The 18,844-nt window shown below is 36.1% G+C and carries 17 protein-coding genes; 6 read left to right on the top strand and 11 right to left on the bottom strand.

What is annotated here, in order from left to right:
- Positions 1-131 precede the first annotated feature (131 nt).
- Positions 132-419 carry a DUF3288 family protein gene (locus STA7437_RS06650; protein WP_015192609.1) on the bottom strand — a complete coding sequence of 96 codons (288 nt, stop codon included), beginning with the start codon at positions 417-419 and terminating at the stop codon, positions 132-134.
- Between the two features lie 193 nt (positions 420-612).
- Here STA7437_RS06650 and STA7437_RS06645 point away from each other — a divergent pair, with 193 nt between their 5' ends.
- Positions 613-1,779, top strand: coding sequence for a DarT ssDNA thymidine ADP-ribosyltransferase family protein (locus STA7437_RS06645; RefSeq protein WP_015192608.1), 1,167 nt, complete (start codon positions 613-615; stop codon positions 1,777-1,779).
- Positions 1,780-1,979: 200 nt separating this feature from the next.
- Here STA7437_RS06645 and STA7437_RS06640 read toward each other — a convergent pair whose 3' ends face one another.
- Positions 1,980-3,080, bottom strand: a complete 1,101-nt coding sequence (locus STA7437_RS06640) for a WD40 repeat domain-containing protein (RefSeq protein WP_015192607.1) — start codon at positions 3,078-3,080, stop codon at positions 1,980-1,982.
- A gap of 245 nt (positions 3,081-3,325) precedes the next feature.
- Between STA7437_RS06640 and galE the strand changes: the two genes are divergently transcribed.
- Positions 3,326-4,315, top strand: a complete 990-nt coding sequence (gene galE / locus STA7437_RS06635) for a UDP-glucose 4-epimerase GalE (protein ID WP_015192606.1) — start codon at positions 3,326-3,328, stop codon at positions 4,313-4,315.
- A 162-nt stretch (positions 4,316-4,477) separates the two neighbouring features.
- Here the strand turns inward: galE and argF are convergent, their stop codons facing one another.
- From argF to STA7437_RS06615, 4 genes are all read right to left on the bottom strand, one after another.
- Positions 4,478-5,398: an ornithine carbamoyltransferase gene (gene argF, locus STA7437_RS06630; protein ID WP_015192605.1), complete on the bottom strand. Its 921-nt coding sequence runs from the start codon at positions 5,396-5,398 to the stop codon at positions 4,478-4,480.
- A 186-nt stretch (positions 5,399-5,584) separates the two neighbouring features.
- A complete protein-coding gene (locus STA7437_RS06625; RefSeq protein ID WP_015192604.1) occupies positions 5,585-6,133 on the bottom strand; it encodes an NYN domain-containing protein in 549 nt (182 codons plus the stop codon).
- A gap of 64 nt (positions 6,134-6,197) precedes the next feature.
- Complete coding sequence (locus STA7437_RS06620; RefSeq protein WP_015192603.1) at positions 6,198-6,899, bottom strand: energy-coupling factor ABC transporter ATP-binding protein; 702 nt, start codon at positions 6,897-6,899, stop codon at positions 6,198-6,200.
- A 5-nt stretch (positions 6,900-6,904) separates the two neighbouring features.
- A complete protein-coding gene (locus STA7437_RS06615; RefSeq protein ID WP_015192602.1) occupies positions 6,905-7,168 on the bottom strand; it encodes a hypothetical protein in 264 nt (87 codons plus the stop codon).
- Between the two features lie 322 nt (positions 7,169-7,490).
- Between STA7437_RS06615 and psbD the strand changes: the two genes are divergently transcribed.
- On the top strand, positions 7,491-8,549 hold the full coding sequence (gene psbD, locus STA7437_RS06610) for a photosystem II D2 protein (photosystem q(a) protein) (protein WP_015192422.1): 1,059 nt from the start codon (positions 7,491-7,493) through the stop codon (positions 8,547-8,549).
- 171 nt (positions 8,550-8,720) lie between these two features.
- On the opposite strand, the gene STA7437_RS06605 is transcribed toward psbD, so the two are convergent.
- On the bottom strand, positions 8,721-9,215 hold the full coding sequence (locus STA7437_RS06605) for a glutathione peroxidase (protein WP_041619819.1): 495 nt from the start codon (positions 9,213-9,215) through the stop codon (positions 8,721-8,723).
- Between the two features lie 177 nt (positions 9,216-9,392).
- Entirely contained in the window at positions 9,393-10,100 is a 708-nt protein-coding gene (locus STA7437_RS24740) for a response regulator (protein ID WP_015192600.1), read from the bottom strand.
- Positions 10,101-10,415: 315 nt separating this feature from the next.
- On the opposite strand from STA7437_RS24740, the gene STA7437_RS06595 reads away from it, so the two are divergent.
- A complete protein-coding gene (locus tag STA7437_RS06595) occupies positions 10,416-11,111 on the top strand; it encodes a succinate dehydrogenase cytochrome b subunit (RefSeq protein ID WP_015192599.1) in 696 nt (231 codons plus the stop codon).
- On the opposite strand, the gene STA7437_RS06590 is transcribed toward STA7437_RS06595, so the two are convergent.
- Positions 11,112-12,839, bottom strand: coding sequence for an ABC transporter ATP-binding protein (locus STA7437_RS06590; RefSeq protein ID WP_015192598.1), 1,728 nt, complete (start codon positions 12,837-12,839; stop codon positions 11,112-11,114).
- 318 nt (positions 12,840-13,157) lie between these two features.
- Between STA7437_RS06590 and STA7437_RS06585 the strand changes: the two genes are divergently transcribed.
- Together STA7437_RS06585 and STA7437_RS06580 are read left to right on the top strand one after the other, a co-directional pair.
- Positions 13,158-14,249 (top strand): glycosyltransferase family 4 protein, encoded by a 1,092-nt coding sequence (locus STA7437_RS06585; RefSeq protein ID WP_015192597.1) that lies wholly within the window; start codon positions 13,158-13,160, stop codon positions 14,247-14,249.
- A 155-nt stretch (positions 14,250-14,404) separates the two neighbouring features.
- Complete coding sequence (locus STA7437_RS06580) at positions 14,405-16,753, top strand: amylo-alpha-1,6-glucosidase (protein ID WP_015192596.1); 2,349 nt, start codon at positions 14,405-14,407, stop codon at positions 16,751-16,753.
- Positions 16,754-17,007: 254 nt separating this feature from the next.
- On the opposite strand, the gene hpnH is transcribed toward STA7437_RS06580, so the two are convergent.
- Entirely contained in the window at positions 17,008-18,024 is a 1,017-nt protein-coding gene (gene hpnH / locus STA7437_RS06575) for an adenosyl-hopene transferase HpnH (protein ID WP_015192595.1), read from the bottom strand.
- 88 nt (positions 18,025-18,112) lie between these two features.
- Positions 18,113-18,628 (bottom strand): GNAT family N-acetyltransferase, encoded by a 516-nt coding sequence (locus STA7437_RS06570; protein ID WP_015192594.1) that lies wholly within the window; start codon positions 18,626-18,628, stop codon positions 18,113-18,115.
- Positions 18,629-18,844 lie beyond the last annotated feature (216 nt).

Below are 18,844 nucleotides of genomic sequence, written 5' to 3'. Positions count from 1 at the left end.
GTTAACAGTATGGACATTTAAGATCAGTTAATGCCCTTAAAGAGTTACGAATTTTGAAGTAGTCGAAGCAATTTCTTATTGTATCGATCAATGCTGTTTTATGTGCTAGTCTGCATGACTATTTTCAGAATTTATGTCCAATCTTGTTGGTCTTGATCTTTAATTTTACGGCGATAGACTTGACCATTCTCATGGATTTCGCGAGTTTTGGCATATAATTGGGCTTCAGTTAACTGCCATTGCTGTAAAACTCGATCTAAATCTTTCTGTATCTCACGCGCACCAGGAAAGTTATGATAGCGAATTCTTAAACGTGCTAATTCTACTAAATGATAATCATTGGGTTGTGCATTTAATAAATTATCGATCACAACGCGATCGCTTTTTTCCCTAGGATGAATTTGGTCTTGATTACTCATATTAATAGTCAATTGAATCAGGACGAATAAAAATACAACAACTACCAGTCATTTGGCAAATCGGAAAATTCGCTCAAGAGAATTGATATCGAAACAAAGTTTGTCTTAGAATTTTGAAGAAGTGATTCTTAGTATAAAAATACTAATTTAAGATTATCTTAATTATAGAAATTAAAATAAATATTATTTATTTATGAATAAACCCGAACTTAAAAGTCTTTATTACATTACACATATTGAGAATTTACCATCAATACTTCAAAAAGGAATTTTATCTCATAAAAAAGTTGATGAACTAGGAGTTTCATATACGCCAATTTATGACAGCACGATTGTCAGTAAACGTAAAGATAAATCTACTCCTGAAAGAAATAGTTTATGGGAATACGCCAATTTATATTTCCAGCCACGTAATCCGATGATGTATCGGGTAGTTAATGAAAAAGATAAAAGGGATATTGCCGTTGTTGGAGTTAAACCAGAGGTATTAAACATTTCAGGATGTATGATTTCAGACGGTAATGCTGCTAACGATCCTACTAATTTTTTCTCTCTCAAAGAAGGATTAAAGATACTTAATCAACAATGGAAAATTATTCAAAGTGATTGGTGGAAAGAGGATGATGGTTCAAAAAGAAAAATAATGGCTGAATGTTTGATTCCTGAACAAATTAGTCCTAGCTTAATTCATTCAATTTTTGTAGCCGATCATAAAGCTAAAGAGCGAGTTGAACAAATTATAGGTTCAGCTAAAATTTCTGTTGTTCCTGAATCTCATATATTCTTCTTACCTAGATCTCTAACTCGTATTTCAAGTAATCTTTCTTTAATCGATGGAGATATGTTCTTTTCCCATATGCAGACTTTGACAATTAGCGTCAATATTCAAGGCATAATGGGTAAGGGATTAGCTTCAAGGGCAAAATATCAATTTCCTGACGTATATGTTGTATATCAAGATGCGTGTAGAAATAAACAGCTTACTGCTACAAAACCTTATTTATATAAACGTGAAGCTTCTTTGGATCAAGAATTAGCAGATCTAAGTTTTCCACTTGCTACTCCTAATGCAATCAAATGGTTTTTGTTGTTTTCAACTAAACGAAAATGGCAAGATAATTCTCGTCTAGAGGATATTGAAGCAGGTTTGAATTGGGTGAGAAATAATTATAGGGAGGTTGGAATTCAATCACTAGCAATGCCTGCTTTGGGTTGTGGTTTAGGAAATTTAAATTGGGCTGATGTAGGAAGAATAATGTGTCGTTATTTACATGGAATAGAAATACCAGTTGCTATTTATCTTCCACGTGAACATCAAATCGATCCAAACTATTTAACTAGTGATTACTTACTTATGTAAATAAGATTTTTCAAATAACTATGGCACTACGTATTTAGGTTAGGACACGCAAATCTTGTCAGGGCAAGAGCGCCAATCGTCCCTACGATTTACAATCATGTCCTAATCTTTCTTGGTACTGCTATATATTTAAATTTAAAAGGCGAACCGTTGTTCGCCTCTACAATAATTATTGACCGCAAATAGTTTTTAGCACCAAATTACTGATCATTAATACCTGCCACTCCAGTCCAGATTTTGACCGTCGCATCAAAACCGCCACTAGCTAGATATTTGCCATTGGGACTAAAAGCTAGAGACTGAATCCAATTGTGATGCTCTTGAAGCTGAGTAATTACTTCTCCATTTTGCAAATTCCATAGAAAAATACCATCGTTGCCACCACTAGCTAAGATTTGTTCATCAGGATGAAGTGCGATCGCTCTAATCATGCCTGTATGTCCTTGTAATGTTTTTAACAGTTGTCCTGAAGCCAAATCCCAAATTTTAATGGTACGGTCGTGACTAGCGGTAATTAAACTGTTACCATCCTCACTAAAAACTAATCCAGTAATAGTTTGTTGATGAGCAGTAAATTCAGAGACTAAAGTTCCTGTTCGTAAATTCCAAAATTTAACTATGCCATCTCCATTACCACTAGCCAAAAGATAACCATTGGGACTAATAGAGAGGACATTAGTAGGATTACCAATCTCAGCTAAAGTATAAATGGGACGTTGAGGAGAATAAGCTAAATTCCAAACTTTAATCCCATCTAAGCCACCACTAACTAAAACTTGATTATCAGGTGCGATCGCTAGAGAAGTGACACTATTTTGATGAGATAGCAAAGTTGTTTGATATTTGCCTGTTTCCCAATCCCAAAAATTGATTCCCGCATCTTCTCCACCGCTAATCAAAATTTTACCATCTCTACTCATTGCCATTGCAAGTATAGCGGTACGTTGAGCGCGGACTTGAGTTAGTTGTTCTCCTGTAGCAACCGACCAAAATCTCATTTCTGGATCGTTTGTTCCTCCACCACTAATTAGTGTTTGATTATCAGGAGTAAAAAGTAAAGAATCAACTGAGGTTTGATGCTCTGGTAAAGTATGTAGTAATTTAACCTCGCGCCAAGATTGAGAACTAGTTATTATATTAGAATCAGGAATAGTTTCTACTTTATTTTCGGGTATTTTTTCTTCAATAGAAGGAACTTCTCTAGCTTGTACTAAAAAGTTGCTTAAACTTAATAAAATAGCAGTTACAGTAATTAACGACTGTATTTTAAAACTTAAATGATTTCTACCCAGCCATTGCATATTGGTTGCTCCAATCGGGAGAAAGTTATCTGCTTCAGTTTAACTGTAGTAACTTGTCTTAGTCACTATTTATTTCAATTGAATTATTTCATTTCTAATCTTTTGACTTTTTGTGATCAATAAAAGCGATCGCGCTTTTTAATCATGCTAAAATTGATTAACTGTTCAATCTGCCAATCTTGCTGGTAAGGCATATTTAAACAGAAATATGATTAATTTACCTATATTTGAGCAAATTACAAATAATGAATAAAAAAATTTTAGTGACTGGTGGTGCAGGATATATTGGTTCTCATACAGTTAAACAATTGGGTGAATCTGGTTATGATCTTGTTGTTTATGATAATTTATCTACTGGTTCACCGTCTGCCATACTTTATGGAGAATTAGTTGTCGGAGATCTCAACGATACACAAAGTTTATCTCAAGTATTTAAGACCAATAATTTTGATGCAGTTTTGCATTTTGCAGCTAGTATTTCCGTTCCTGAATCAATTGTAAATCCGCTTGATTATTATGCTAATAATACTCGTAATACTCTAAATTTATTACAGTGCTGTCAAGAGTTTGATGTAAATAAATTTGTATTTTCTAGTACTGCTGCTGTCTACGGTGATACTAAAGAATATTTGGTCAAAGAAACATCTCCGACTATGCCTGTAAATCCTTATGGATGTTCCAAATTAATGAGTGAAAGAATTATTCAAGATTATAGTAGAGCTTCAAATTTTAAATATGTAATTTTGCGTTATTTCAACGTAGCAGGAGCAGATCATTCTGGTAAGATTGGTCAATCAGGCAAAAAAGCTGCTCATTTAATTAAAGTTGGTTGCGATGCAGCTTTAGGTCGTCGTGATTCAGTAAGTATTTTTGGTACTGATTATTCTACTCCTGATGGAACTGGAATTCGCGATTATATTCATGTGGAAGATTTAGCAATGGCTCATGTCAATGCTTTAGTTTATTTAGCAACTAATAATGAAAGTCAAATTCTTAATTGTGGTTATGGTCAAGGATATAGTGTTCGAGAAGTTTTAACTAACATTAAAAATATTTCTGGTGTAGATTTTACCGTAATTGAAACAGCAAGAAGACCTGGAGATCCTGCTTGTGTCGTTGCTGCTGCTGATAAAATTCGCGATCTTTTAGGTTGGCAACCCAAATATAATTCTTTAGATACAATTGTTAGTACAGCTTTAGCTTGGGAAAAAAGATTAGCAGAAAATCTTAATTAAGAACGCCAATTAATTTATTCAAGAACAATCACAAAATAAAATTATTACTTCATTAAAAGCAACTATTTGTAGAATTACTTTTTTACACCAATTCTTGCGCAATATCTAGATAGATGGCAGCTTAATTGTATATTAAATTATTTTTTAACTCAAAGATAAAATTTAACTCAAACCAAGCAAACTGACTAATAGAGCCTTTTGAGCGTGCATTCTATTTTCCGCTTGATCCCAAACTTTTGATTGTTTGCCTTCAATCACTTCTTCAGTAATTTCTTCTCCTCGATGGGCAGGTAAACAATGTAAAACGATTGCTTCCGAATCAGCATGACTCAAAAGCTCTTGATTGACTTGATAGGGTTGAAATAAAGGAATTCTTTGATCTGCTAAATTTTCTTGTCCCATACTTGCCCAGACATCAGTATAAATGACTTGTGCTTCTGTTACGGCTGCTATGGGGTCTTGCGTGACGACAATTTTTGAGCTATTCTGCGCTAATTCTTGAGCTTGTTGCAAAATTTGTGAATCTGGTTGATGATTAGCTGGAGTTGCAATATGTACATTCATTCCCATCAAAGCTCCTCCAATCAGAAGAGAATGGGCTACATTATTACCATCACCAACATAACTAAGAGTAATCCCTTCTACAGAACCAAAACACTCTTTAATTGTTAATAAATCTGCCAAAATTTGACAAGGATGTTCTAAATCGCTTAGGGCATTAATAATTGGTATTTGTGCGTATTGAGCAAAAATTTCTAAATCTTTTTGAGCAAAAGTTCTAATTGCTAAAATATCTAAATAACGGTCTAAAACTCTAGCTGTATCTTCAATCGGTTCTCCTCTTCCTACCTGAGTTACACTAGGATTAAGGTCTATAACTTGACCGCCTAATTGATACATCGCCACGGTAAAAGAAACTCGTGTTCGTGTTGAAGCTTTGTAAAATAACAATCCTAGGATTTTCTGACATTTTGGTGCAAGCTTACCACTTTTTAATTGCTGGGCTAGTTCTAATAAATTTTTAATTTCTTCTGAACTTAAGTCTGCTATTCCTAATAAATCTCTTCCTTGTAATTGTTCCATCTTTAGGCTGGTATAGAAAGGATTAATTTTAAACCTAAAAGTGGGAGTAAATCAACTCAATCGAATTTAAAAAGTCATAACAGAAAAAATTAACTCATTTCTGGCAATTTTTGTAGTTGATCATACTGTTAAACTCAAAAAAGTTTGTTATGCAATTACCAATTTAATGAAAAAGTTTGACTTATTTTAGTTTCCCTGGCGCCATTGTTGCAAAATCTGTTGAGAAACTGGATCTAGGGAATTAAACAACAGTCTTCCTGATGATTTTTTATTAGACCTTTTTTTTCGCCTCATTTTTGTAGTAGCTATTTCTACTTCTCCTGCTAATTTTTGAGCAGAAAGCCATTCGGCACCGTATCCTGTGACTGTTAGTTGTTGAGCGCGATCGCTTGTTGCTACAATAATTCGAGCATATTTATCTTGATATTTATTACTGCGAAACGCAGCACAAAGTCTTTCTATGTATGTATCTGCTGTTTCTGCAAAGGCAGTGTAATACACAGATAAAAAAGAAGTATATTCTTCGCTATAACTTGGTGTTTTTTGATAATGAGCATCAAACACGATTTGAGTTTGATATGTCCGAAGCGCAGCATAATTAATTAAAGCTTCAATTAGTTCTCTACGGGCTGCTTCTAACCCATAAAGATCGCGACTTTCTTTTAATTGAGACCACGCACCGATGATATTGTAGCCATCAACCAGTAATTTTGCCTGGTAGGAAGGGGGGGACATATTAATTAATTAAGTTATAGCTCATTACTTTAATTTACTATTCTAAGCAAAATTTTACTTAAATTTAACAATTGGTTTCACTCTGCATAATTTTTTGTTTGAGGATTTGAGGATTTCCTTGATCAACTACTTGACCATTTTCTAATAAGAATGCTCCATCACAATAATCTAATTCATCCAAACGATGAGTTACCCACAAAGCAGTTAAACCACGACTTTTGACTAAACGCTGTACTTGTACAACTAATTCTAATTGGGTATCTGGGTCTAAAAGTGCAGTTGGTTCATCAAATAGTAAGACCTCACAATGACGAGCGATCGCTCCCGCGATCGCAATCCGTTGTTTTTGTCCACCACTAAGAGCATAAATTGGTCTTCTTTCTAGCTCAAGCAAATTGACTGCTGCCAAAGCTTCTCTAACTCTTTCCCGAACTTGTACTGTAGAAAGTTTTTCTGCCACTAAACCAAAAGCTATATCTGCTGCTACTGTAGGCATGACTAGCTGATGATCTGGATTTTGAAACACAAAACCTACAGGTTGACGTACTTTGATCGTTCCTGAATCAGGATTGAGCAATCCTACTAATAAACGGAGCAGAGTTGATTTACCACTGCCATTAGTACCCAATAACATCCAAAACTCTTTTTGAGGAACTTGTAAGGAACAAGATTGGATCACAGGAGCAGTAGGTGACCAGCTAAAGTTTAAGTTTTCCACTTCTATAGCTGGTATGTGACTGAAAGTATTGTTACTCGATGATGTCATTGTGATTAAGTAGCAGCAAAAAACCCAGGCACTCTTCCTGCTGCTGCTGCACCAGATCTTTGCGAGATGATGACAGCACTAATCTGATCGCTTAAGACCGCTAGTTTTTTACCTTCTTCTTTTTCACAAGTAAGTTCAATAATTTCCCCAGTAGTAGAACGCATTGCGGTTAAAAGTTTTTGATATACTGCTTCTGCGTCTTCGGCTTCTTTACGTTGAATCGAAAGAGGTAAAGGTGTTGTTTTTAAAGTCAAGTCAATTGTGTACATGATGCAATCTTTGAAACAGCCCAATAGTTTAGTGTTTAGTTTTTGCTGAATTTTGTCAACCTGAGAGTTGGCTGATGGCAGGGTAAATCAAGTTTGCCGTTCCCCATGATCAACACAGCTTAATTCTTAAGTAAAAATATAATTTTAACTTTTGTCACAGATTAACCTGGCAAATTCAACAAATTTCTTTTAATATATTTTAAGTAAAGAAAAGTAAATTTTTCTCAGATTTAGTTTAACCTTCTCAAAATTAAGTAGAAGCAAGTAAACAGTCTGAGTCCAATTAAATTAATGTACTCATAATTATTCGGAGATTTATTGCATGACTATAGCAGTAGGACGCGCTCCAGCAAGTAGAGGATGGTTTGATGTCCTCGATGACTGGCTCAAGCGCGATCGCTTTGTCTTCGTAGGTTGGTCAGGAATATTACTATTCCCCTGCGCATACCTAGCCCTAGGAGGCTGGTTAACAGGAACAACCTTCGTGACATCTTGGTACACCCACGGTTTAGCAAGCTCATATTTAGAAGGATGTAACTTCCTCACCGTAGCAGTATCAACCCCAGCAGACAGCATGGGACACTCGTTACTGTTCCTGTGGGGACCAGAAGCAAACTGGGACTTCACTCGTTGGTGTCAAATCGGAGGCTTGTGGCCATTTGTAGCTCTGCACGGAGCATTTGGTTTGATCGGCTTCATGCTGCGTCAGTTTGAAATCGCTCGCTTAGTAGGAATTAGACCTTACAACGCGATCGCGTTTTCGGCACCAATCGCAGTATTTGTCAGCGTATTCTTAATGTATCCCTTGGGACAATCGTCGTGGTTCTTTGCACCCAGTTTTGGAGTAGCAGGAATCTTTAGATTCATTCTGTTTGTCCAAGGATTCCACAACTTTACCCTCAACCCGTTCCACATGATGGGAGTAGCAGGAGTACTAGGAGGAGCATTATTGTGCGCCATTCACGGAGCAACAGTAGAAAACACCCTGTTTGAAGACGGAGATGGAGCAAACACCTTCAAAGCGTTTGAACCAACCCAAGCAGAAGAAACCTACAGTATGGTAACTGCCAATCGTTTCTGGTCACAAATCTTTGGGATTGCCTTCTCCAACAAACGTTGGTTACACTTCTTCATGCTGTTTGTACCCGTAACAGGATTATGGATGGCAAGCATTGGGATTATTGGCATTGCGCTCAACTTAAGGGCATATGACTTTGTTTCTCAAGAATTGAGAGCAGCAGAAGACCCAGAGTTTGAGACATTCTACACCAAGAATATTCTGCTCAACGAAGGTCTCAGAGCCTGGATGGCAACTCAAGACCAACCCCACGAAAACTTTGAATTCCCAGAGGAGGTTCTACCACGTGGTAACGCTCTCTAAGTAATTCTTAAGGAGCTAATTTAAAAGGCTTCTAAGCTAAGATTTGCAATTGCCCCTTCCATAGGTAGGGGTTTTTTTTGTACATAAATTGCAGCACACCTGAAAATTAGAAAAGTCAATTCAAGTGATTAATACCTTGGTAAGATAGTTGAACCTAAAATCTTTTAGCGATCACAGTAATGTCTGAATATCTTTCGCCAAATCTTCCGGCTTTGCAGTTGGAGGATAGCGTTTAACAACTTTGCCACTGCGATCAACCAGAAATTTGGTGAAGTTCCACTTAATCCCCTTAGTACCAAAAATACCAGGTACGGCTTTAGTTAAATACTCATAAAGCGGATGGGCGTTGCTACCATTTACCTCGATTTTCTGAAAAAGTGGAAAAGAAACCCCAAAGTTAGTTTCACAAAAGGACTTAATTTGGTCTGAGTTTCCTGACTCTTGCTGTCCAAATTGGTTACAGGGAAATCCTAAAACCACGAATCCTTGATTAGCATATCGATCATATAATTCCTGTAGTCCTTTATATTGAGGCGTAAAGCCACACTGGCTGGCAGTATTTACAATCAGTAAAACTTTATCCTTATAGGTATTTAATGACACTGGTTTTCCATCAATGCCTATTGCGGAAAAATCATAAATTGATGCAGGCGTCTTTGCTGTCATTGGGTTAAACACTCTTTCAATAAGAAACATTACTGAAAGATCTTACTATCTATGTTCTCTCTAAATTCTCTCGAATCAAAAAATTTCACTTATAGAATTTATTTGTTATTTTTAATGAACAATTTTAATCATGATTTACTTCCCTTGCAGTGAAAAATACTTGTGTAGTTCACATAATTAAATAACAACCAAAATCACAATAAATATTGCTATCACCATCGCAACGGAGAAAATGAAAATAAAATTTTGCAGTGTCTCAAACTGTTTATGCATTTTTTGAAACTGATATTGAACCATATTAAACTGTTTTTCTAGTTTGCGATAGTTTTGATTAAGTTCGTTATAATTACCAGCAGAACTTTGATAACGATCTTGTTGAGCATTACTTGTATGTATTCTTTCTAATAACATCGATTGTTGCTCAATTGTGCGTCTAAGTTGTTCAATTTCTGTAGTGTTAGATTGAGCTTGGTCGACTTTATAAAGATATCTTTCCAGTAAGCCTGGTCCTAATTGAAAATAACCTTTATACGCAGAATAAATTGCATTAACTAATTCTCGCGGTGGAGTACTTTTTAAAAGATAACCTTTTGCTCCTACATGAAGAGCAGTATTAAGATAAGTGTCTTCATCATGAACGCTGAAAATGATCACTTTTGTATCAACAAATCGCTCACAAATAATTTTTGTAACTGTTAATCCATCTATAGAAGGCAAATCTATATCCATTAATACTACATCAGGTCTTAACAATTCTACCTTTTCGAGAGCCATTTGACCGTCTTCAGCAAAACCAACTATCTCCAAATCTGAGACTTTTTCTATATAACTTCTTAAAATTTCTTGTACTGTTTTTTGATCGTCGACAATCAGAACTTTAATCATTAGATAAGTATAGACTATGAATGCAATTTTATTATTTATGACAGTACCATGACTGCTTTAAAGAAAAAAAAGTTTTGCATAAATTTTTCATGAGGTATACTGAGCGAAAGTAAACTTGTATAGCGGTTCTTATTTTAATAAAATAGAGTCTAAATTACTAGTTCTTTGTTGATGGCTGGTCACTACGCGCACCTTCGATGCGGTTGATTGTTCATACCTTATGATTGATTTTTGATAATAATTATCAAAATTACCTAACTAATTTTAGAAACGCTATATATAAATATAGATTGTTGTGTAATCGTTATTTAAGAGATGATTAGTAATAGCAATAAACTACAAATTTTCAATTTTTATCAATCTCCTATTGGTAAAAAAATTATTACCAGTGTTACAGGCATCGGTTTAATTTTGTTTGTAGCAATTCATTTAAGCGGTAATTTAAGCTTTTTTATCAGTCCCGATGTTTACAATCAACTAGCATATTTTATTAATAGGTATAATATTTCACTTAATATAATTGAGTTGATTTTGTTGGGATTTTTTGTGGTTCATACAGTTTTAGGAATTGCTATTCAAATTAATAAATATCAAGCTAGACCAATAGGATATAATCAATATCAAAGTATTGGTCAACCAAGCAAGCAATCTCTTAGTTCTCGTACAATGATTCTGACGGGATTAGTGTTAGGAGGATTTTTGATTTTTCATTTATTAAACTTTAAATTTGGTACTTATTATCCTACTGTTATTAATGGTGTACCAATGAGAGATTTATCTCGTTTAGTTAGGGAAAAATTTGAGCAGCCAACTTATACATTTGGTTATACTGGGGTAATGATTTTGTTAGGTTTGCATCTGCGCCACGGAATTTGGAGTGCTTTACAATCTCTTGGCTTAATGCATAGTCGTTTTAGTGCATTTTTTTATAGTTTGGCATTAGTAATTGCTGTTTTGATAGTGATTGGTTTTATAGTTTTACCACTGGCAATTTATTGGCATTTAGTTTAATTAATTATAAAATTGTTGAGCATGAAATCTGGCGTAGCGACCTTTTTTCTCTAATAATTCTTCATGAGTTCCCGATTCAATAATTTGACCTTGTTCTAAAACTAAAATACGATTAGCACGTCGAACAGTTCCTAGTCGATGAGCAATCACAAAGACGGTACGATTTTGCATAATTCGCATCATCGCTTCTTGAACTAAAGTTTCCGATTCTGAATCTAAAGCTGAGGTTGCTTCATCAAGAATTAGAATACTAGGATTAAGAAAAATTGCTCTTGCGATCGCGATTCTTTGTCTTTGTCCTCCTGATAAATTTACACCTCTTTCACCAACATAAGTATAGTAACCTTGAGATAATTCTTCAATAAAGCGATCGGCATTGGCAATCTTAGCTGCTGCTTTTACTTCTTTAAGATCGAAAAAGGTTTGTCCAAAGGCAATATTTTCGGCAATTGTTCCTGAGAATAATATAGTTTCTTGAGGTACAATTCCGATTTGTTGTCGTAAACTTTTGAGCTTAAGCTCTTTAGTATCAATACCATCAATTAAGATTTTTCCTGCATCGGTATTATAAAAGCGAGGTAATAAATTAACTAAGGTGGATTTACCTGCGCCAGAAGCACCAACTAAAGCAATTGTTTCTCCTGGATTAACAATTAAATCAATGTTTTTCAGTACAGTTTTATTTGAAGAGTAACTAAAACTAACTTGACGATATTCTACTTTTCCATTGACAGATGATAATGATATTGCTCCCTCTTTTTCTAATACATCGGGTTTGATTTTTAATAATTCAAATACTCTATCTACCGAAGCTTCTCCTTGTTTGAATTCATTATAATTACTAGTAGTAATAGAAATGGGATCGATTAATAAAGCAACTGCAGCAACATAACTAACAAATTCGCTACCCGTTAAATTGCCTTGAGAGATTTGCCAACCACCTAAGAAAAAGAGAAATACTACACTCATCGCCTCCAAAAAACCGACCACCACAAATTGAATTGCCTTAATTCTTTCCGCTAAATATCTAGCTTGTTTATTTTGTTCGGCTTCTTCGGTAAATTTTTGAATAATATATTCTTCCGCAGCAAACGCTTGGACTAAACGAATACCACTAAATACTTCAGTTAATAAAGAAGATAAATTAGAAATACGAGTTTGACTACGACGAGAAAACTTGAGTAATTGTTCACCAAAGCCTCCAATTAAAACTGCCATTAACGGAGCAATTAATAAACTAGCCAAAGTTAATTGCCAATTAAGATAAAACATATATCCCAAAACTACAATTAACTGTAAAATACAGGGGATAAACTGATGAAAAAATTTATTAACTACTTCGCCAATGCGATCAATATCTTCTGTTAAACGATAAGATAAATCTCCTGTTTTAGCTACTTCAAAATAATTCAAACTCAGTTTTTGTAAATGAGCATAAATAATTATTCGTAATTTTAAAGTTATTGCTAAAGCAGATTGAGCCATCAAAGTATCTTGTTGATATTGAGCTATTCCTCTTAACAAAAAAATAACGGCTGCTACTCCTGCTAGTTGAGCAATACTAATTACATCTCCTTGTCCAATATAATTAGCCATTCTTCCTGCTAACCAAGCCAGTAGAGGCCAAAAAATTGTAAAAATTAAAGTACAAATTAAGGCATAAATAATAGTAGTGCTTTGAGCCTTAATATAGCTTAGAAGTTGCCAATAACTAGAATGACTTTTCAAGTTGATTAGATAAATATCTTCAAGTAAAAATTTAGATTAGCATTTTTTTAGGCAATTCAAAAATATCCGTAACTAACTCAAGCAAACACTACAGCTAAAGCTAATGCGATTTGACCAATATTTAATCTCTGCAAGAAAATATATTCCGCTAGATATACATCGAGCTTTGTCAAATATTTGCAAAATAAATTAAAAATGTTTTACTAAAGATAATATTTACTTAATATTAAGCTAACAGAAATTTTTTTTCTAGCAGTCTGTAAATACTTTGGTAAGCACTTCTATCTAACATTGACAAAACTTTCAGGAGGTTTGAAAATGCGAATTGCTCAGATTGCACCTTTGTGGGAAAAAGTTCCACCACCAGCTTACGGCGGTACAGAATTAGTAGTTAGTTTACTCACTGATGAGCTAGTTCGTCGTGGTCATGATGTTACGCTGTTTGCCACAGGAGATTCTCAAACTTTAGCTAAACTAGAATCAGTTTGTCCCCAAGCTCTTCGTTTGATGGAAGTAAGTCATGAAGAAAATACTGCCTATCAGATACTACAACATAATCGGATCTACGAGAGAGCTAACGAATTTGATCTGATTCACTCTCATGTAGATTTAGAAACGTTTCCCTACGCTGATTTAGTCAAGACACCGACTTTATACACAGTTCATGGCATTATCACCCCTGATACAGAACCAAGATGGCGTAAGGCTAGACATCAAAATTTTGTCAGTATTTCCAATTCACAAAGACGCACAGATTTGGAATTGAACTATGTAGCTACAGTTTATAACGGTATTAACACTAAAATTTATCCCTTCTACCCTGAGCCAAGTAATCCTCCTTATTTGGCTTTTTTAGGGCGTATTTCTCCAGAAAAAGGACCCCATTTAGCCATTGAAATCGCTAAAAAAACTGGTTGGCATTTAAAAATGGCGGGTAAAATAGACCCGGTTGACCGAGAATTTTTTGAACAACAAATTAAACCCTTGATTGATAATAAACAAATTGAATATCTCGGCGAAGCTAATCATGCCCAAAAATGCGAACTAATGGGTGGAGCAGTAGCAACCTTGTTTCCTATTACTTGGAAAGAACCTTTTGGTTTAGTAATGGCAGAGTCAATGGCAGTTGGAACGCCCTTAATAGCGATCGCAATGGGTTCGACTCCAGAAGTAATTGAGCATGGTAAAACAGGGTTTTTGTGTCATAACGTAGCAGAATGTGTTGCTGCTGTGGAGCGTATTGGGGAAATATCTCGTCGTGCTTGTCGCGATCGCGTTGTGAAAAACTTTAGCGTTGAGTGTATGGTTGATGGTTACGAAGCTGTATATCAACAACTAATTAGTAAGCAAGTGGTTGATAATAATAAAGTTCCTAAATTAGTTGCAGATCTAAATCGTTTGAGTGCATAAGCTAACTCAACCAATAGATCACAGGGCTGATTGTTGTAGAGTTGAAGGTACTCTGCCTTAAAAAGACGGAGCCTGCTTCGACTTCGGCAACACAGCCCCTAAGCAAAACTAAATAAATCTGTTTGTTTTAATTCGTTATAAGTTGTTAACGTACTATGACAGAGTCTCTCCAATTTGATGGCAAAACATTTGTTCATGCAGAAACCGCACCGATTCCTCAATGGCCTTGCGTCAAAAACGAACCGACAATCCCCACTCTAACTCTTAAAGATGAAGATATTTTTTTAGTTACAGATACGTTGGGCAATATTCCTGGTTGTTTAGCTGGTGAAACTAAAACGACCAGTTTAGGGTTATTTTGTCGAGATACTCGTTTTTTAAGTCGCCTGGAATTACAAATAGAAGGTAAATTACCTATTCTGCTTAGTAGTAATGCTCGTCGCGGTTTTACTCTTTCTGCTCTCTGTGCTAATCCTTACTTAGAAGACCAGCAAATTGGCGCAGAAACAATTGGTATTCAAAGAGAAATTGTCATTAATGGAGGATTATTTGAAGAACTAGCCATAACTAATTATCGGACTACCCCTGTTAGCTTTGAATTAAGTCTGAGTTTTGATGCTGATTTTGTTGACTTGTTTGAAGTTCGTGGTTGGGAACGTCAAGAACGCGGTAAATTGCTGCGCTTGATGGATTTAGCTAGTGATGAAGACAATACTTCTTTATCAGCAGAAGATGCTGCATCTACCTCCGAATTAGGACAGGCACGTAATCCTTCTATTTATGAATCCCATCCTGATTTTTTTGGGCGAAATCTTTCTGATTCGCTCAAATCCAATCATTCAGAAGAGTTGACGCTGGCATATCAAGGTTTAGATGGTGCGGTAATGGAAACACGCATTCAATTTTCTTCCCGTCAACCTGACTATTTCAAAGGTCATACGGCAGTCTGGCAACTAACTCTCGATCCTCATCAAACCATACTTTTGAGTTATCGCGTTCAACTGTTTACCAATAGTCGTTCTATCTCCATAGTAGGAACTCCAATGACTTTGATGCAAGCCAAAGCTGCCGAATCGATGGAGTTACAGGAATGGCAACAGCAAGTTACTACGATCCGTTCTGATAGCAATACTTTCAATCGTCTCATTGAACGAGCAGAACAAGATATCTATTTGCTACGTCAGACTTTTGAGGATAAAAAAGCTTTATCGGCTGGAATTCCTTGGTTTTCTACTTTATTTGGACGTGATTCGCTCATTGCTGCTTGGCAAACTTTAGTCCTTGACCCCCAAATAGCTAAAGACACCTTAACTATTTTGGCGCAATATCAAGGTAAAGCGGATGATGAATGGAGAGAAGAAGAACCAGGTAAGATTCTTCACGAACTCCGCTTAGGGGAAATGGCTCGCTGTGGCGAAATTCCTCATACACCCTATTATGGAACAGTAGATGCCACTCCTTTATGGCTAATTCTCTACGCTGAATATTATGCTTGGACAGGCGATCGCGAAACTCTCGAAAAGCTCTGGGAATCTGCTTTGGCAGCTATGGCTTGGATTGACCGCAACTGTAAAAAAACAGGTTATTTAAGTTATCATCGTCGTTCTTCTGGTGGTTTAGTTAATCAAGGTTGGAAAGATTCTGGAGATTGCATTGTTAATCGTCAAGGAAAATTAGCAACTGGTTCAATTACGTTATGTGAAGTTCAAGGTTACGTCTACGGAGCAAAAACCCGTATGGGAGAAATTGCCAAACTGATGAAGAGGATCGATCTAGCCGAGAGGTGGTATCGAGAGGCGCAAGAACTTAAAAGTCGATTCAATCGGGACTTTTGGCTTCCTGAACTCGATTACTGTGCTTTGGCTTTGGATGGAGAAGGAAAACCTGTAGATGGTATAACTTCTAACCCTGGTCATTGTTTGGCTATGGGTATTTTACAATCAGAAAAAGCGATGAACGTAGCTGAAAGACTGCGTGCGCCAGATTTATTTAGCGGTTGGGGGATTCGGACTCTTAGTAGTGCCTCCCCTGCCTACAATCCAATGGGCTACCATGTCGGTTCAGTTTGGCCTCATGATAACAGTATCATCGCCGTAGGTTTGCGATCGCTTGGAATCATCGATCAAGCTCTTGAAGTTGCTCAAGGTATAGTCGATATGACTCTTCAGCAACCTTATTTACGACCGCCAGAACTATTTTGTGGTTACGAGCGCACAGAAGAAAATAATCCTGTACGCTATCCTGTCGCTTGTTCTCCCCAAGCTTGGGCAACAGGGGCGTTGTTTCAATTGTTACAAGTATCAATTAACCTGATCCCAGATGCTGCCAATAACTGTCTGCGTGTAATCGAGCCTGTTTTACCAGAATTTCTTAATTCCCTTTCTTTGCATAATCTTAAAGTAGGTTCAACCATACTCGATCTAGAATTTGATCGTTCTGGAGGTACTACTGCTTGTCGCGTTGCTAAAAAGCGAGGCAATCTCAGGGTTGTTTTTGAAGCTTAATCTTATAGCAGTTCTCACGCTCTGCGAGTACACCCGTTCGATACGGGTTTTTGTTTATGGTTGATAGTTGATTGTTAATTGCTATAACACTACGTATTTAGGTTAGGACACGCAAATCTTGTCAGGGCGATTGGCCAATCGCCCCTACGATTTACAATAATGTCCTAATCTTTCTTTGTACTGCTATACTTTGATCCTTCGACGCTTCGCGCTTTTTACTTTTGTACAGACGTGTCGCCGACACGTCTGTACTCTTAACTACCAAATAAACTACTCAAAGCTTTACCCATATTTTCTGGTTGCATAGCTGCGATCGCTGCTGTTGGTTCATAACCACAATGCACCATACAATCAGCACATTGAGGATTACCGCTAGCTTTGCCATAATTATTCCAATCAGTTTGATTGAGTAATTCTTGATACGAAGAATAATGACCTTCGTTGAGTAAATAACAGGGTTTTTGCCAACCCAATACACTATAACTAGGACTTCCCCAAGGAGTACATTCAAAGTTGTGTTCTCCCATTAAAAATTCTAAAAAGAGAGGATTATGGTTAAAATTCCAGTTTTTTTGACCTAATTTCCAAGGAGTTAGGATTTGTTTGAATAAAGCTTTAGTTTGTTCTGTTTTTAAAAAACTATCTTGGTCTGGTGCTAATTCGTAACTATAACCAGGAGAAATCATCATCCCATCAATTTCCAGACTAGCGAGAAAATCAAAAAATTCCTGCATTTGAGCAGGGTCAGTTCCTTCAAAAACAGTAGTATTAGTAGTAACGCGGAATCCTTGATTCTTGGCAGCAACAATAGCAGTTACGGCTTTCTCAAAAACTCCAGAACGATCTACGCAGCGATCGTGTTGTGCTTGTAAACCATCTAAATGTACACTAAAAGTAAGATAAGGGGAAGGTTCAAATTTCTCTAAGCTTTTTTCTAACAACAAACCATTAGTGCAAAGATAAACAAACTTTTTCCTTGCTACCAATCCTCGAACAATTTCATCAATTTGAGGATGTAATAAAGGTTCTCCTCCTGGAATAGAAACTACTGGCGCACCACATTCTTCTACAGCAGCAAAACATTCTTCAGGGGAAAGGTGTTGTTTGAGAATTTCTGGAGGATGTTGAATTTTACCACAACCAGAACAAGCCAAATTACAACGAAATAAAGGTTCTAGCATTAAAACTAAAGGAAATTTTTTTCTGCCTCGTAAACGTTGAGTAACTAAATAAGTTCCGACAGCTAAAGCTTGTTGTAGTTGAATTGCCATTGTTATCTCTCACACCAAAGATCTCTTTCGTATTGTAGTGAGAATTAAGAAAATTGTTCCGAAAAAAAAGTTTTAAATAAGATTAGGTTCATTGGGCTAAAAAACTACTGCGTTCAATTTCATAAACACTGGTTGGTTGATTGTGCCATTGTATCTGTTTAATCAGACGCATTCCACTTTTCTCTGCTACCCGACGAGAAGCTATGTTGCCAGGACGAATTAAGCAAATTAGCTTGTTACAACCTAACTGCTTAAACCCATAATCACGACAAGCTTGCACTGCTTCTGTAGCTAAACCTCTTCCCCACAAATCACGACGAACATGGTAGCCAATTTCTATTTCTGCAACATGATCGATTTTTTGTCTAACTAATCCACAATCCCCAATCAGTTGATTATTTTCCTTAAGAATAAGACCCCATAATCCAATACCTTGTTGAGTATACCTTTGGATATTTCGTTCGATCCATGCCTGAGTCATAAAGAGATCGCATGGTTTTGGATAAAACTTCATAGTTTCAGGGTCAGAAAGGACTTTAAATAGATTGTCTAAGTCATTGAGATTCATCTCTCGTAAAATTAGGCGTTTAGTTTCCAAAATCATCTTGAACTAAGACAGTTAAAATTTTTAGTTTAGTTCTTATTTAATAGAAATTCTGGTAAGTTTATCAACTGTATTAGTTTGAATGCGATCGCTATTGCTTAAACTGCAATCATAACTAACTAATTAAGTTATAATTCTTACTTATTTTTTAGCCTAATCCAATTTTTTAATAAAAGTGATGATGACGCGTCATCATCTGCCGAGTTGTCCTAACCC

It is taken from the genome of Stanieria cyanosphaera PCC 7437 (assembly GCF_000317575.1).
GTDB classification, from domain to species: domain Bacteria; phylum Cyanobacteriota; class Cyanobacteriia; order Cyanobacteriales; family Xenococcaceae; genus Stanieria; species Stanieria cyanosphaera.
Note: the sequence above shows the minus strand (reverse complement) of the source record. Positions and strands in the feature narration are given on the sequence as shown.